The sequence below is a fragment of the Salmonella sp. SJTUF15570 genome (genome assembly GCF_043357055.1).
Classification (GTDB): domain Bacteria; phylum Pseudomonadota; class Gammaproteobacteria; order Enterobacterales; family Enterobacteriaceae; genus Salmonella; species Salmonella enterica.
Genome location: NZ_JBEUKJ010000013.1, coordinates 1 through 15,172, shown reverse-complemented (window position 1 = coordinate 15,172; position 15,172 = coordinate 1). Strand labels below are relative to the sequence as shown.

Genomic DNA, 15,172 nt, shown 5'->3' with positions numbered 1-15,172 from the left:
GCTAATTTCACCGCACCGCCCGTGAGCGTAGAATCAGCAGCAAATGCATTTCTTGAGGACACAAAATGAGTAACATCCTGATTATCAACGGGGCGAAAAAATTCGCGCACTCCAACGGCCAGTTAAATGACACCCTGACCGAAGTTGCCGATGGGCTTCTGCGCGATCTGGGTCATCAGGTTAAGATCGTCCGCGCCGACAGCGACTATGACATTAAAGAAGAGGTGCAGAATTTCGTCTGGGCTGACGTGGTGATTTGGCAGATGCCAGGCTGGTGGATGGGCGCGCCATGGACAGTAAAAAAATATATGGATGATGTCTTTACCGAAGGTCACGGTACGCTCTATGCCAGCGATGGCCGCACGCGTTCCGATGCCGCTAAAAAGTACGGTTCCGGCGGTCTGGTGCAGGGGAAAAAATATATGCTGTCACTGACGTGGAACGCGCCGATGGAAGCATTTACCGAAAAAGATCAGTTTTTCCACGGTGTAGGCGTAGATGGCGTCTATCTGCCATTCCATAAAGCCAACCAGTTCCTGGGCATGGACGCGCTGCCAACGTTTATTGCCAACGACGTGATTAAAATGCCGGATGTTCCGCGCTATACCGCAGAATATCGCAAGCATCTGAGCGAAATTTTTGTTTAACTGGTCATCCTGGAATTAGAAGGAGTTAACCATGCTTACCGTCATTGCCGAAATTCGCACGCGTCCGGGCCAACATCACCGTCAGGCCGTCCTCGACCAGTTTGCGAAAATTATTCCAACCGTTCTTAAAGAAGAGGGGTGCCACGGTTACGCACCGATGGTGGATCATGCCGCGGGCGTGAGTTTTCAGACTCTGGCGCCTGACTCGATCGTGATGATTGAACAGTGGGAAAGCGTTGCGCACCTTGAGGCGCATCTGCAAACCCCGCATATGAAAGCCTACAGCGACGCGGTAAAAGACGATGTGCTGGAAATGAATATTCGTATTCTGGAATCCGGCGTTTAAGTTATTACCCTCGTCTGACGTCGCCCTGATGCGATGCGCAAGTGTCGCCATCAGGCTGCGGCGTCATGTCGGATTCGCTTATCCGGCCTGCGCCACGCAGACCAGATAAAGCGTGCAACAACCGTTACACGTCGAGATCCGCGAGATCGCCTTTTTCCTGTAGCCAGTTGCGTCGATCTTCAGAACGTTTCTTCGCCAGCAGCATATCCATCATCGCGTTAGTACGCTGATCGTCTTCATCGCTAATGGTGAGCTGCACCAGGCGGCGAGTATTTGGATCAAGCGTGGTTTCGCGTAACTGCATCGGGTTCATTTCACCCAGGCCTTTGAAACGCTGTACGTTCGGCTTGCCTTTCTTACGCTTCAGTTGTTCCAGTACGCCCGCCTTCTCTTCTTCCGTCAGCGCGTAATAGACCTCTTTACCCAAATCGATACGGTATAGCGGCGGCAGCGCGACGTAGACATGACCATTCTTCACCAGCGCGCGGAAATGTCTGACAAACAGCGCGCAAAGCAGAGTAGCGATATGCAAACCATCGGAGTCCGCATCCGCCAGGATACAGATCTTGCCGTAGCGCAGCTGACTCAGATCGTCGCTGTCCGGATCGATACCGATCGCCACGGAAATATCATGCACCTCTTGCGAGGCAAGCACTTCATCGGAAGAGACTTCCCAGGTGTTAAGGATCTTACCTTTGAGCGGCATGATCGCCTGATATTCGCGATCGCGCGCCTGCTTGGCGGAACCGCCTGCCGAATCCCCTTCCACAAGGAACAGCTCGGTCCGATTAAGATCCTGCGCGGTACAGTCCGCCAGTTTCCCCGGCAACGCCGGACCGCTGGTGAGCTTTTTGCGCACCACTTTTTTTGCGGCGCGCAGTCGCCGCTGCGCGCTGGCAATCGCCATCTCTGCCAGTTGTTCCGCCGCCTGCACGTTCTGGTTCAGCCACAGGCTGAAGGCATCTTTCACCACGCCGGAAACAAATGCCGCACATTGACGCGACGACAGACGCTCTTTGGTCTGCCCGGCAAATTGCGGGTCCTGCATTTTCACGGAGAGCACATAAGCGCAGCGATCCCAGATATCTTCCGCCGACAGTTTGACGCCGCGCGGCAGAATATTGCGATATTCGCAAAATTCGCGCATCGCGTCGAGCAGGCCCTGGCGCAGACCGTTGACGTGCGTCCCCCCCTGCATGGTCGGGATCAGGTTGACGTAGCTTTCTGTCAGTAATTCGCCGCCTTCCGGCAGCCACAATAGCGCCCAGTCAACCGCTTCCGTTTCACCGTTAAAATTACCGATAAACGGTTTTTCCGGCAGCGTCGGCAGGCCGTTTACCGCTTCGCCCAGATAGTCGTTCAGACCATCCTGGTAGCACCAGCGCTGCTCGCTGTTATTCACTTCATCTTTAAAAGTGATTTCCACACCGGGACACAGCACCGCTTTTGCTTTCAGAACGTGCATTAAGCGAGAGACAGAAAAACGCGGGCTGTCGAAGAAACTTTCGTCGGGCCAGAAATGGACGCTGGTGCCAGTATTACGTTTACCGCAAGTGCCGACAACCTGCAAATCCTGCACTTTTTCGCCGTTTTCAAACGCGATGTTATAGACCTGACCGTCGCGGCGCACGGTCACTTCCACGCGCTTTGACAGGGCATTCACGACCGAAATCCCCACCCCATGCAGACCACCAGAGAACTGATAGTTCTTATTGGAGAATTTACCGCCGGCATGAAGTCGGCAAAGGATCAGTTCTACCGCCGGAACCCCCTCTTCCGGATGGATATCCACCGGCATCCCGCGTCCGTCGTCAATCACTTCCAGCGATTGATCGGCATGTAAAATGACATCCACGCGTTTGGCGTGACCTGCCAGTGCTTCATCCACACTATTATCAATCACTTCCTGACCCAAATGGTTGGGGCGGGTCGTATCGGTGTACATCCCCGGGCGGCGGCGTACCGGCTCAAGCCCAGTGAGTACCTCAATGGCATCAGCGTTATAAGTTTGCGTCATGGTTTAATTAGCAATTCGAATTGATTGTCAGCAACTGTGCAGTCCAAGAAAATCGACAATCTGGTTGAAATAATCTTCGAAGCCCGTGAATGCGTGATTACCCCCCTCGGTCACTGTCTGACGGCAGGAGGCGTAATATGCCACCGCCTGGCGGTAATCCAGCACTTCATCGCCCGTCTGTTGCAGTAGCCAGATCAGGTCCGGCGCTTCCAGCGGGTCAATCTGCATGACTTTAAGATCATAAATATGGCGAGACTCTAGCACATATTGCTGCCCGGTGTAGGGGTTCTCGTTCTGACCGAGATAGTCGGTCAGTAATTCAAAGGGCCGCACGGCGGGATTCACCACCACAGCCGGCAGCATAAAACATTGCGACAGCCAGGTGGCGTAATAACCACCCAGCGACGATCCTACCAGCCCTAATGGCGCACCGCCATGCTCAAGCACGAGAGATTCCAGCAACTCCGCCGCATCGGCAGGATACGGCGGTAGTTGAGGGACGATCATCTCAACATGCGGATGACGCTCCGCCAGCCAGTTTTTTAGCTGGCACGCTTTTGCCGAGCGAGGGGAACTGTTGAATCCGTGCAAATAGAGAAGCGTAGACATCAGTATCCTTCCGAAGCGGTATCGGGTCGGAACCGGGTATCCTGCAGGCGATGCACTTCCGTCTCCAGGACGCCGTTCGCCTGGAGCTCCAGCGTACGCCAGCCCGGCGCGATAGTATCCAGCGTAAAGTTCGCGCAGTGCGGTTTGAACTGTACGCAGGTTGACGGCGACGCCAGCAGACGGCGACCGTTCCAGTCAAGATCCAGCTCCTGGTGAATATGTCCGCATAACAGATATTTTACACGCGGGAAATTCGCCAGCACGCTATCCAGCTCACCGGCATTACGCAAGCTGTGCTGATCCAACCAACTGCACCCTGCCGGCAACGGATGGTGGTGCAACAGGAGCAATGTCTGTCTCTCTGGCGCATCGGCGAGCTTACGCTCAAGCCATTCCAGTTGGAACTCGCTCAGTTCGCCATGCGGAACGCCAAACACCTGGCTATCCAGCAACAAAATCTGCCATTGTTCACCGATTAACACGCGTTTAGCCGGGGAAATCCCCGCCTCTTGCAGCGCGCTGTACATTGCCGGCTGAAAATCATGATTGCCCGGTAGCCAAACGCAAGGCGCGCGAAAGCTTGCGATACCCTCAGCAAAATGCTGATAAGCCGCAGCGGATTGATCCTGCGCCAGATCGCCGGTGGCCACGATCAGATCATATTCATACTGTTGCGCCCGAATAGCCTCCAGCACGGCCTGGTAACTTTCCCAGGTATTGACGCCTAACAGCGTTTCATGCTTTTCGGCAAACAGGTGAGTATCTGTAATTTGTAAAATCCTGACTCGGGCCTCACCAGCCAGAGGTAGGGTTAACAGGCTTTCCAAATGGTGTCCTTAGGTTTCACGACGCTAATAAACCGGAATCGCCATCGCTCCATGTGCTAAACAGAATCGTAGCCAGTCGGCCAGAAACTGATTAATTTGATGCTTTTCGTCGCGTTGATGCAACTTTTTATTTGGATAATCATACCGCGCTTTGAAGCGAAAGATCTGCTGGCTTGAACACACTTCAGCCACCATCGCATCATGGTAGAGGCGCACCGTCAGCGACGGCAGGCTCCAGTAGGTGATGGCTGGCGCCGTTTGCTCGATCGTTACAAGCGTAGTGTATCGGGTCGATTCCACAATCGTTAACCGATATTGTACGTTGCCCACCTGATAGCTCACCGTTTCACCGGGGGCGTCATTGCGCGGCAGCAGGCGGCGCAATTGCGAAAAATTGGTTTCGCACAAACGCATCATTTCTGGGAAGTCAGGTGTATAACGCTTCATTTTTTCCACTCGTTTTTTAACTCTTGATGATGCAACTGAAGCCATTGCAAAGCGATGACTGCGGCTGCGTTGTCGATTTTCCCCTCTTCTACCCACTGGTATGCCTGTTCCCGGCTTACCACATGAACCCGAATATCTTCGTTTTCATCCGCCAGACCATGAATACCTGCCGCGGTCGTGGCGTCCACTTCACCCACCAGAATAGATGAGCGCTCGCTGGTTCCTCCTGGACTCGCCAGGTAACTGATGACCGGTCGGGTGCGGCCCACGGTCAGCCCCGCTTCTTCCATCGCCTCCCGCCGGGCGACCGACTCAATGGTTTCGCCTTCTTCTATCATGCCGGCGACCATCTCCAGCAGCCACGGCGTAACGCTTGTGTCATACGCGGCAATACGAATCTGTTCGACCAGCACCACCTCGTCGCGTTCAGGGTCAAAGGGTAGCAAGACGGCGGCGTGCCCGCGCTCAAAAATTTCGCGCTTTACCTCGCCACTCATTTCTCCGTTGAATAAACGATGGCGGAATCGATACACATCCAATGAAAAAAAACCGCGATAGCGCGTTTCCCGTGCAATAATTTCTACATCGCTTTTGGTGAAAGTAACTGGCAAGTTGTCTGATTTACGCATTGTGCTGCCCTGCTAGCAATAATGATTAAATGATGAATTTCAAGGGTGGTTGACTGCTGTTTTATCACCCTTGTGGTAAATTGGTGCCAATTAAGGCTCGTATGGCACGTAACGCCAACTTTTTGCAGTGGCGGATTCTGCTAGAATCAGCAATTATTTTTACAAATTGATCAGCGCTAAATACTGCTTCACAACAAGGAATGCAAATGAAGAAATTGCTCCCCATCCTTATCGGCCTGAGCCTGTCGGGGTTCAGCACACTAAGCCAGGCAGAGAACCTGATGCAAGTTTATCAGCAAGCACGCCTGAGCAACCCGGAATTGCGTAAATCCGCTGCCGATCGCGATGCTGCATTCGAAAAAATTAACGAAGCGCGTAGTCCTTTACTGCCGCAACTGGGTTTAGGTGCCGACTACACCTACAGCAACGGTTATCGCGATGCGAACGGTATCAACTCCAATGAAACCAGCGCTTCCCTGCAATTAACGCAGACGCTATTTGATATGTCGAAATGGCGTGGGCTCACCCTGCAAGAAAAAGCAGCAGGCATTCAGGATGTCACCTATCAGACCGATCAGCAGACGCTGATCCTCAATACCGCGAACGCGTATTTTAAGGTATTGAACGCTATTGATGTGCTTTCCTATACCCAGGCGCAAAAAGAGGCTATCTACCGTCAGTTAGATCAAACGACGCAACGTTTTAACGTGGGTCTGGTCGCCATTACCGACGTGCAAAACGCCCGTGCGCAATATGATACCGTACTGGCGAATGAAGTGACTGCCCGCAACAACCTGGATAACGCGGTAGAAGAACTGCGCCAGGTGACCGGCAATTATTACCCGGAGTTGGCGTCGCTTAACGTCGAGCATTTTAAAACCGACAAACCCAAAGCTGTTAATGCGCTGCTGAAGGAAGCGGAAAACCGTAACCTGTCGCTGTTGCAGGCGCGTTTAAGTCAGGATCTGGCGCGCGAGCAAATCCGTCAGGCGCAGGATGGTCATCTGCCGACGCTGAATTTAACGGCCTCAACCGGCATTTCTGATACCTCTTATAGCGGTTCTAAAACCAACTCCGCCCAGTACGACGATAGCAACATGGGGCAGAATAAAATCGGCCTGAACTTCTCCCTGCCGCTGTATCAAGGCGGGATGGTTAACTCGCAGGTAAAACAGGCGCAGTATAACTTCGTCGGCGCAAGCGAACAGCTGGAAAGCGCGCACCGTAGCGTGGTGCAGACCGTACGTTCTTCCTTTAACAATATTAACGCCTCCATCAGTAGCATCAACGCGTATAAACAGGCAGTCGTTTCCGCGCAAAGTTCTTTGGATGCAATGGAAGCCGGTTACTCGGTCGGTACACGTACCATTGTTGACGTACTGGATGCCACCACCACTCTGTATGATGCCAAGCAGCAACTGGCCAACGCGCGTTATACCTATTTGATTAATCAGTTAAATATCAAATATGCGCTCGGTACGCTGAACGAGCAGGATCTGCTCGCGCTTAACAGTACGTTGGGTAAACCTATCCCGACGTCGCCGGAAACGCCAGAGCAGGATGCTGCCGCAGACGGTTATAATGCTCATAGCGCCGCGCCGGCAGTACAGCCGACCGCCGCTCGCGCCAACAGCAATAACGGCAATCCATTCCGGCATTGATAAGTTATTCGCTGGCGCTGCGTTTATCAGACCTATGCCCTTGTAGGTCTGGTAAGCGCGGCGCTACCTGTCATAAAGCCGCGCCTGAACGTAAGACAACGTAAAGATCCTGCTATTCCGCCGCATTCTCGCCTTTTCTCGCTTCAATTTCGACCAGTCATCCTCTATTCTGAACGCATGTTGTATTTACCACTGGGTCCTGGAAGACAAATATGAAACGGACAAAATCCATCCATCACGCATCATTTCGCAAAAGCTGGAGCGCGCGGCATTTAACGCCGGTCGCCCTGGCGGTTACGGCTGTTTTTATGCTGGCTGGCTGTGAAAAAAGCGATGAAACCGTATCGCTGTATCAAAACGCTGATGACTGTTCAGCGGCGAATCCGGGCAAAAGCGCGGAGTGTACAACCGCGTATAACAATGCGCTGAAAGAGGCCGAACGTACTGCGCCTAAGTACGCTACACGCGAAGATTGCGTCGCTGAGTTTGGCGAAGGCCAGTGCCAGCAAGCGCCCGCACAGGCTGGCATGGCGCCGGAAAATCAGGCGCAGGCCCAACAATCCAGCGGCAGTTTCTGGATGCCGCTTATGGCAGGTTACATGATGGGGCGTCTGATGGGCGGCGGCGCAGGCTTTGCGCAACAGCCGCTGTTTAGCTCGAAAAACCCGGCCAGCCCTGCATACGGCAAATATACCGATGCGGCAGGTAAAAACTACGGCGCGGCGCAACCGGGCCGGACAATGACCGTACCGAAAACCGCGATGGCGCCGAAACCGGCCACCACAACAACCGTTACCCGCGGCGGTTTTGGCGAATCCGTCGCCAAACAGAGCACCATGCAGCGTAGCGCTGCCGGTACTTCAACACGTTCGATGGGCGGCTGATACGCATGGAAAGAGTCAGTATTACCGAGCGCCCGGACTGGCGCGATAAAGCGACTGAATACGGGTTTAATTTTCACACTATGTATGGTGAACCGTACTGGTGTGAAGACGCTTATTACAAGTTAACGCTCGCCCAGGTGGAAAAACTGGAAGACGTTACCGCCGAGCTGCACCAGATGTGCCTCAAGGTAGTAGAACGCGTCATCGCCAGCGATGAGCTGATGACGAAGTTTCGTATTCCAAAACATACCTGGGGTTTTGTTCGCCAGTCCTGGCAAACGCAACAACCGTCGCTCTATTCCCGCCTCGATCTGGCCTGGGACGGCATCGGCGAGCCTAAGCTGCTCGAAAATAATGCCGACACGCCAACATCGCTGTATGAAGCGGCGTTTTTTCAGTGGATTTGGCTGGAAGATCAGATCAACGCGGGCAATCTGCCGGAAGGCAGCGATCAGTTTAATAGCCTGCAGGAAAAGCTGATTGAACGCTTTGCTGAACTTCGCGAGCAGTACGGTTTTCAGTTGCTGCATCTCACCTGCTGTCGCGATACGGTTGAGGATCGCGGCACCATTCAGTATTTACAGGACTGCGCGGCCGAAGCGGAAATCGCCACCGAATTTCTCTATATCGACGATATTGGTCTGGGGGAAAAAGGCCAATTTACGGATCTGCAGGATCAGGTCATTGCGAACCTGTTCAAGCTCTATCCGTGGGAATTTATGCTGCGCGAGATGTTTTCCACCAAGCTGGAAGATGCCGGCGTGCGCTGGCTGGAACCGGCCTGGAAAAGCATTATCTCCAATAAAGCGTTGTTGCCGCTGTTGTGGGAGATGTTCCCTGACCATCCGAATCTGTTGCCTGCGTATTTCGCCGAAGACGAACATCCGCCAATGGATAAATATGTCGTGAAACCGATCTTCTCCCGCGAAGGGGCGAACGTATCGATTATTGAGAACGGTAAAACGATCGAATCCGTGGAAGGCCCGTATGGCGAAGAGGGTATGATCGTGCAACAGTTCTATCCGCTGCCAAAATTCGGCGACAGTTACACCCTGATTGGTAGCTGGCTGATTAACGATCAGCCCGCCGGAATTGGTATCCGTGAAGATCGGGCGCTGATCACCCAGGATCTCTCCCGCTTCTATCCGCATATTTTTGTCGAAGGATAGATTCTCCTGTAAGCCCGATGCGCGTAGCGCCATCGGGCAATCATTCCGCGCCTTATCCGGCCTACCCCACCTGCACCGACAACATACTTATACTGCCCATCTCAATACCGTCGACCGGGATGGTGATAGGTTCCTTGCCGTCCCAGGCGCCAAGTACATACAGCAAAGGTAAAAAGTGCTCCGGCGTCGGGTTCGATAAGGCGCCCCCTTCATGTTGCAGATAATTCACCAGCGGGTGCTGTTCTACCGGCCCCTGCCACGTCAGGTTAGCTTTCACAAAGTCATTAAATGACGCCGCCCAGGGATACGGTATATTGTCACCGTGCCAACGCACAGTCCGCAGATTATGAACTACATTCCCGCTGGCCACCAGCATCACGCCTTCGTCACGCAGCATCGCCAGCTTACGGCCCACCTCAAAATGCCATGCCGCCGGTTTGGTACTATCAACACTAAGCTGCACCATCGGGATATCCGCATTCGGGTACATCTTGATCAATACGCCCCAGGAGCCGTGATCAAATCCCCACGCCTCTTTATCGAGCGCGACGGGAACAGGAGCCAACAGTTCAACCAGACGCTGCGCCAGCGCAGGCGATCCCGGGGCCGGATAATGCGTGTCATACAGCGCCTGCGGAAAACCGCCAAAATCATGGAGAGTTTGCGGCCTTTCCATCGCTGTGACGCCCGTCCCGCGGGTATACCAATGCGCCGACACCACCACTATCGCCTGTGGTCGCGGCAGGGCTTCCCCCAATCGCCGCCAGGCGCGGGTATAATCATTATCGTCCAGCACGTTCATCGGGCTGCCATGCCCCAAAAACAATGCTGGCATACACGTTAAAGACATGATGTTATCCTTACAGGAAAGACATTTTGTTAACATCACCATACGCTTTCTTCACAGAGGAAGAACTCAGATAACTATGATGAAGATCATCAGTTATTTTGAAGGTCAGGTTCGGACGGCAAATTGATAAGGAGTAATGGATGTCAGTACCACTTATTCTGACCTTACTGGCGGGCGCCGCCACCTTTATTGGCGCGTTTCTTGGCGTTCTCGGCCAAAAACCGTCTAACCGCGTGCTGGCTTTTTCGCTGGGCTTCGCCGCAGGGATCATGCTGCTCATCTCGCTGATGGAGATGCTGCCCGCCGCGCTTGATACCGAGGGGATGTCGCCTGTACTGGGCTACGGAATGTTTATTATCGGCCTGTTGGGCTACTTCGGGCTGGACCGCCTGCTTCCTCACGCTCATCCGCAGGATCTGGTGCAAAAGAGGCAGCAGCCGCTTCCCGGCTCGATAAAACGCACTGCGATTTTATTGACGCTCGGCATTAGCCTGCACAACTTTCCGGAAGGGATCGCCACCTTTGTCACTGCCAGCAGCAATCTTGAACTGGGTTTCGGCATCGCACTGGCGGTGGCGTTGCACAATATTCCTGAAGGTCTGGCGGTTGCCGGCCCGGTTTATGCCGCGACGGGCTCAAAACGTACCGCGATTTTTTGGGCCGGTATCTCCGGCATGGCGGAAATTCTTGGCGGCGTGCTGGCGTGGCTGATTTTGGGCAGTCTGGTTTCGCCAATCGTTATGGCGGCTATCATGGCGGCAGTCGCCGGTATTATGGTGGCGCTCTCCGTCGATGAACTGATGCCGCTGGCAAAAGAGATCGATCCTAACAATAACCCCAGCTATGGCGTGCTTTGCGGTATGTCCATCATGGGGCTCAGTCTCGTCATTTTGCAGACGATAGGTATCGGTTAAGAGAAACGTCGCGCCGGATGCAGGCCTTTAGCCAGGCAACATCCGGCTGCCCGTCAAGGATATGCGCTATTTCTGCTCATTCATCACGCTGTCGCCTTCGCTCGTCTGGCGAAAACGTTTCGTTCGCGCTTCAAGTAATGCATCTCTGTCCTGCCGAAACGCTCTGCAATAACGCTTCATATGGCAAATATACCCTACTACCACCAGAACGATTAATATTATCCAATACCAGGCAATAAACATCCTTTTTACCCTTAAAATTTAACATCACTAAACATTTAACGTTAAAATTTTACATACCCTTATTTTGACGTATTCATATACTGGCATATTTGTGGAACAAATAAATGATTTTGATCATATAAATCAGTGGTGAAACACAATAATGAAAGAGGTATTAAGCAGAAAACAATGTCGATAAGATCACACTTCGTACTAATTTATATTGTTCTTAAAATATCACACTCCTACTATCGACTCACTCAGGCAATTAAAAAATATTGATACAGAATATACTTTAAAATAAGTAATAGCATTATGACTTATATTTAAAGACCAATCATTTACCTCATTTATCATTCATAAAAACATAGTATATTCAGAAGTATTATATTTAGAAGTTGTATATAAGGAGATATATCCATGTTTGACCAATACCGGAAAACAATACTTGCCGGCGCCGTCGCACTGACATGCGGACTCACCGCAGCCAGTACATTTGCTGCAGGTTTTCAACCGGCGCAGCCCGCAGGGAAATTAGGCGCAGTCGTTGTCGATCCTTACGGTAATGCCCCTCTCACCGCACTGGTGGAATTAGATAGCCATATTATTTCAGACGTTAAAGTTACTGTACATGGTAAAGGGGAAAAGGGCGTTCCTGTTACTTATACCGTTGGGAAAGAATCTTTAGAAACCTATGACGGTATTCCTATTTTTGGCCTTTATCAGAAATTTGCCAACAACGTCACGGTAGAATATAAAGAAAACGGCAAAGCCATGAAGGATGACTATGTGGTGCAGACGTCCGCCATCGTCAACCATTATATGGATAACCGTTCTATTTCAGATCTCCAGCAAACGAAAGTTATTAAAGTCGCGCCAGGATTTGAAGATCGCCTTTATCTGGTAAATACCCATACCTTTACGCCGCAGGGCGCTGAATTTCACTGGCACGGCGAAAAAGATAAAAATGCGGGCATTCTTGATGCCGGTCCGGCGGGCGGTGCTTTGCCTTTCGATATCGCCCCTTATACGTTTGTGGTCGACACCCAGGGTGAATACCGCTGGTGGCTGGATCAAGATACCTTCTACGACGGCCACGATATGAATATCAACAAACGCGGCTACCTGATGGGTATTCGTGAAACGCCTCGCGGCACCTTTACCGCGGTGCAGGGCCAACACTGGTACGAGTTTGACATGATGGGGCAAATTCTTGCCGATCATAAACTGCCGCGCGGGTTCCTGGATGCGTCTCATGAATCCATCGAAACCGTGAACGGCACCGTACTGCTGCGCGTCGGCAAACGCGATTACCGCAAAGAAGACGGCATACATGTTCATACTATTCGTGACCAAATCATTGAGGTCGATAAGTCTGGCCGCGTAGTAGACGTTTGGGATTTAACCAAAATCCTCGACCCTATGCGTGATGCGCTGCTCGGCGCGCTGGATGCGGGCGCAGTATGCGTGAACGTCGATCTGGCCCATGCCGGACAGCAGGCGAAACTTGAACCGGATACGCCGTATGGCGATGCGCTTGGCGTTGGTGCCGGTCGTAACTGGGCGCACGTCAACTCTATCGCTTATGACGCGAAAGACGACTCCATCATCCTTTCTTCCCGCCATCAGGGTATTGTAAAAATTGGTCGCGATAAGCAGGTGAAATGGATACTGGCACCGTCTAAAGGCTGGAATAAGCAGCTAGCCAGTAAATTGCTGAAACCGGTAGACGATCATGGTAAGCCGTTGACCTGTGACGAAAACGGCAAGTGTAAGGACACCGATTTCGATTTCACCTATACCCAACATACGGCATGGCTTTCCAGCAAAGGCACGTTAACGGTCTTTGATAACGGCGATGGTCGCGGCCTGGAGCAACCGGCTCTACCGACCATGAAATATTCCCGTTTTGTCGAATATAAGATCGATGAGAAGAAAGGCACCGTACAACAAGTTTGGGAATACGGTAAAGAACGTGGATATGATTTCTATAGTCCTATTACCTCGGTTGTTGAATATCAAAAAGACCGCGACACCATGTTCGGCTTTGGCGGTTCTATTAACCTGTTCGACGTTGGTAAACCCACAGTCGGCAAACTGAATGAGATTGACTATAAAACGAAAGAAGTGAAAGTTGAAATTGATGTGCTGTCGGATAAACCCAACCAGACTCACTATCGTGCGTTACTGGTTCATCCAACGCAAATGTTTAAATAAATCACGGGAAGGAATTAATATGTCATCTAAATGGATTACCTCTTTATTTAAAAGCGTAGTATTAACCGCGGCATTGGTCACTCCTTTTGCGGCATCGGCTTTTACCGAGGGCACAGATTATATGGTTCTGGAGAAACCGATTCCTAATGCGGATAAAACGCTGATTAAGGTATTTAGCTACGCCTGCCCTTTTTGCTACAAATATGACAAAGCCGTAACAGGTCCGGTTTCTGACAAAGTAGCCGATCTCGTTACGTTCACCCCGTTCCACCTGGAAACAAAAGGTGAATATGGCAAACAGGCCAGCGAAGTATTTGCAGTCCTGATCGCCAAAGATAAAGCTGCCGGGATTTCGTTATTTGATGCTAAATCACAATTCAAAAAAGCGAAGTTCGCCTGGTATACGGCTTACCATGATAAGAAAGAGCGCTGGTCAGATGGGAAAGATCCGGCGGCATTTATTAAAACCGGGCTGGACGCCGCAGGCATGAGCCAGGCTGATTTTGAAGCGGCGCTGAAAGATCCTGCCGTTCAGGAGACTCTGGAAAAATGGAAAGCCGCCTATGACGTTGCCAAAATTCAGGGTGTTCCGGCTTACGTCGTCAACGGCAAGTACCTTATCTATACCAAAAACATCAAATCCATCGATTCTATGGCTGAACTCGTTCGGGAACTGGCCACTAAAAAATAAGCAGGGAAACGATTATGGATTTTATTAAGGGATTATGGCGAGACCTACGCGCAAGACCAGTAGATACGCTGGTGAGATGGCAGGAACAGCGCTTTCTATGGCTGTTAATGGCCATCGCGATGGGAGGATTAATTATCCTGGCGCACTCGTTCTTCCAAATCTATCTCTACATGGCGCCGTGCGAACAGTGTGTTTACATTCGTTACGCGATGTTTGTGATGGGGCACTGTTGCAAAGTTAGCGATGAGGCAGCCTTTTGTCTTATTCAAAGGCCTTACATTTCAAAAACTCTGCTTACCAGGCGCATTTCGCCCAGGGGATCACCATAATAAAATGCTGAGGCCTGGCCTTTGCGTAGTGCACGCATCACCTCAATACCTTTGATGGTGGCGTAAGCCGTCTTCATGGATTTAAATCCCAGCGTGGCGTTGATTATCCGTTTCAGTTTGCCATGATCGCATTCAATCACGTTGTTCCGGTACTTAATCTGTCGGTGTTCAACGTCAGACGGGCACCGGCCTTCGCGTTTGAGCAGAGCAAGCGCGCGACCATAGGCGGGCGCTTTATCCGTGTTGATGAATCGTGGGATCTGCCACTTCTTCACGTTGTTGAGGATTTTACCCAGAAACCGGTATGCAGCTTTGCTGTTACGACGGGAGGAGAGATAAAAATCGACAGTGCGGCCCCGGCTGTCGACGGCCCGGTACAGATACGCCCAGCGGCCATTGACCTTCACGTAGGTTTCATCCATGTGCCACGGGCAAAGATCGGAAGGGTTACGCCAGTACCAGCGCAGCCGTTTTTCCATTTCAGGCGCATAACGCTGAACCCAGCGGTAAATCGTGGAGTGATCGACATTCACTCCGCGTTCAGCCAGCATCTCCTGCAGCTCACGGTAACTGATGCCGTATTTGCAGTACCAGCGTACGGCCCACAGAATGATGTCACGCTGAAAATGCCGGCCTTTGAATGGGTTCATGTGCAGCTCCATCAGCAAAAGGGGATGATAAGTTTATCACCACCGACTATTTGCAACAGTGCC

At 51.8% G+C, this 15,172-nt stretch carries 16 protein-coding genes and 1 pseudogene; 9 read left to right on the top strand and 8 right to left on the bottom strand.

Annotation, left to right across the window (positions count from 1 at the left end):
* The first annotated feature begins 65 nt into the window (after positions 1–65).
* Entirely contained in the window at positions 66–647 is a 582-nt protein-coding gene (locus ABVN44_RS20450) for an NAD(P)H-dependent oxidoreductase (protein WP_023232612.1), read from the top strand.
* A 31-nt stretch (positions 648–678) separates the two neighbouring features.
* A complete protein-coding gene (locus tag ABVN44_RS20445; RefSeq protein ID WP_000958587.1) occupies positions 679–993 on the top strand; it encodes a putative quinol monooxygenase in 315 nt (104 codons plus the stop codon).
* A gap of 124 nt (positions 994–1,117) precedes the next feature.
* On the opposite strand, the gene parE is transcribed toward ABVN44_RS20445, so the two are convergent.
* From parE to nudF, 5 genes are read right to left on the bottom strand one after another with little or no spacing between them, the layout of a single operon-like run.
* Positions 1,118–3,010: a DNA topoisomerase IV subunit B gene (gene parE, locus ABVN44_RS20440; protein WP_000195318.1), complete on the bottom strand. Its 1,893-nt coding sequence runs from the start codon at positions 3,008–3,010 to the stop codon at positions 1,118–1,120.
* Between the two features lie 27 nt (positions 3,011–3,037).
* Positions 3,038–3,619, bottom strand: coding sequence for an esterase YqiA (gene yqiA / locus ABVN44_RS20435; RefSeq protein ID WP_000105725.1), 582 nt, complete (start codon positions 3,617–3,619; stop codon positions 3,038–3,040).
* The gene (gene cpdA / locus ABVN44_RS20430) at positions 3,619–4,446 is read right to left on the bottom strand and encodes a 3',5'-cyclic-AMP phosphodiesterase (protein WP_000444734.1); all 828 of its coding nucleotides are present in this window, start codon (positions 4,444–4,446) and stop codon (positions 3,619–3,621) included. Before cpdA ends, yqiA begins: the two co-directional genes overlap by 1 nt.
* 24 nt (positions 4,447–4,470) lie before the next feature.
* Positions 4,471–4,893: a DUF1249 family protein gene (locus ABVN44_RS20425; RefSeq protein ID WP_000833404.1), complete on the bottom strand. Its 423-nt coding sequence runs from the start codon at positions 4,891–4,893 to the stop codon at positions 4,471–4,473.
* Positions 4,890–5,522, bottom strand: a complete 633-nt coding sequence (gene nudF / locus ABVN44_RS20420; RefSeq protein WP_023232032.1) for an ADP-ribose diphosphatase — start codon at positions 5,520–5,522, stop codon at positions 4,890–4,892. The genes ABVN44_RS20425 and nudF overlap by 4 nt, the downstream gene beginning before the upstream one ends.
* Before the next feature lie 200 nt (positions 5,523–5,722).
* On the opposite strand from nudF, the gene tolC reads away from it, so the two are divergent.
* The 3 genes from tolC (at position 5,723) to ABVN44_RS20405 (ending at position 9,236) form a co-directional block, all read left to right on the top strand.
* Entirely contained in the window at positions 5,723–7,183 is a 1,461-nt protein-coding gene (tolC, locus tag ABVN44_RS20415) for an outer membrane channel protein TolC (protein ID WP_072103650.1), read from the top strand.
* A 212-nt stretch (positions 7,184–7,395) separates the two neighbouring features.
* Positions 7,396–8,067 (top strand): DUF1190 family protein, encoded by a 672-nt coding sequence (locus ABVN44_RS20410; protein WP_000831528.1) that lies wholly within the window; start codon positions 7,396–7,398, stop codon positions 8,065–8,067.
* Between the two features lie 5 nt (positions 8,068–8,072).
* On the top strand, positions 8,073–9,236 hold the full coding sequence (locus tag ABVN44_RS20405) for a glutathionylspermidine synthase family protein (RefSeq protein WP_000442833.1): 1,164 nt from the start codon (positions 8,073–8,075) through the stop codon (positions 9,234–9,236).
* Positions 9,237–9,297: 61 nt separating this feature from the next.
* Here ABVN44_RS20405 and ygiD read toward each other — a convergent pair whose 3' ends face one another.
* On the bottom strand, positions 9,298–10,086 hold the full coding sequence (gene ygiD / locus ABVN44_RS20400) for a 4,5-DOPA dioxygenase extradiol (RefSeq protein WP_023232031.1): 789 nt from the start codon (positions 10,084–10,086) through the stop codon (positions 9,298–9,300).
* A 140-nt stretch (positions 10,087–10,226) separates the two neighbouring features.
* Here ygiD and zupT point away from each other — a divergent pair, with 140 nt between their 5' ends.
* Complete coding sequence (gene zupT, locus ABVN44_RS20395) at positions 10,227–11,000, top strand: zinc transporter ZupT (RefSeq protein WP_000115874.1); 774 nt, start codon at positions 10,227–10,229, stop codon at positions 10,998–11,000.
* A gap of 66 nt (positions 11,001–11,066) precedes the next feature.
* Here zupT and ABVN44_RS20390 read toward each other — a convergent pair whose 3' ends face one another.
* Complete coding sequence (locus ABVN44_RS20390; protein WP_000469259.1) at positions 11,067–11,243, bottom strand: hypothetical protein; 177 nt, start codon at positions 11,241–11,243, stop codon at positions 11,067–11,069.
* A gap of 399 nt (positions 11,244–11,642) precedes the next feature.
* Between ABVN44_RS20390 and ABVN44_RS20385 the strand changes: the two genes are divergently transcribed.
* The 3 genes and pseudogenes from ABVN44_RS20385 to ABVN44_RS20375 form a co-directional block, all read left to right on the top strand.
* Positions 11,643–13,439: an aryl-sulfate sulfotransferase gene (locus ABVN44_RS20385; protein ID WP_000460259.1), complete on the top strand. Its 1,797-nt coding sequence runs from the start codon at positions 11,643–11,645 to the stop codon at positions 13,437–13,439.
* A 19-nt stretch (positions 13,440–13,458) separates the two neighbouring features.
* Positions 13,459–14,130, top strand: coding sequence for a thiol:disulfide interchange protein DsbA/DsbL (locus ABVN44_RS20380; RefSeq protein ID WP_000096232.1), 672 nt, complete (start codon positions 13,459–13,461; stop codon positions 14,128–14,130).
* Positions 14,131–14,144: 14 nt separating this feature from the next.
* Positions 14,145–14,351 (top strand): annotated as a pseudogene (locus ABVN44_RS20375) (disulfide bond formation protein B); the annotation flags it as partial.
* A gap of 53 nt (positions 14,352–14,404) precedes the next feature.
* Here the strand turns inward: ABVN44_RS20375 and ABVN44_RS20370 are convergent.
* On the bottom strand, positions 14,405–15,109 hold the full coding sequence (locus ABVN44_RS20370) for an IS6-like element IS26 family transposase (protein WP_001067858.1): 705 nt from the start codon (positions 15,107–15,109) through the stop codon (positions 14,405–14,407).
* Between the last annotated feature and the right edge of the window lie 63 nt (positions 15,110–15,172).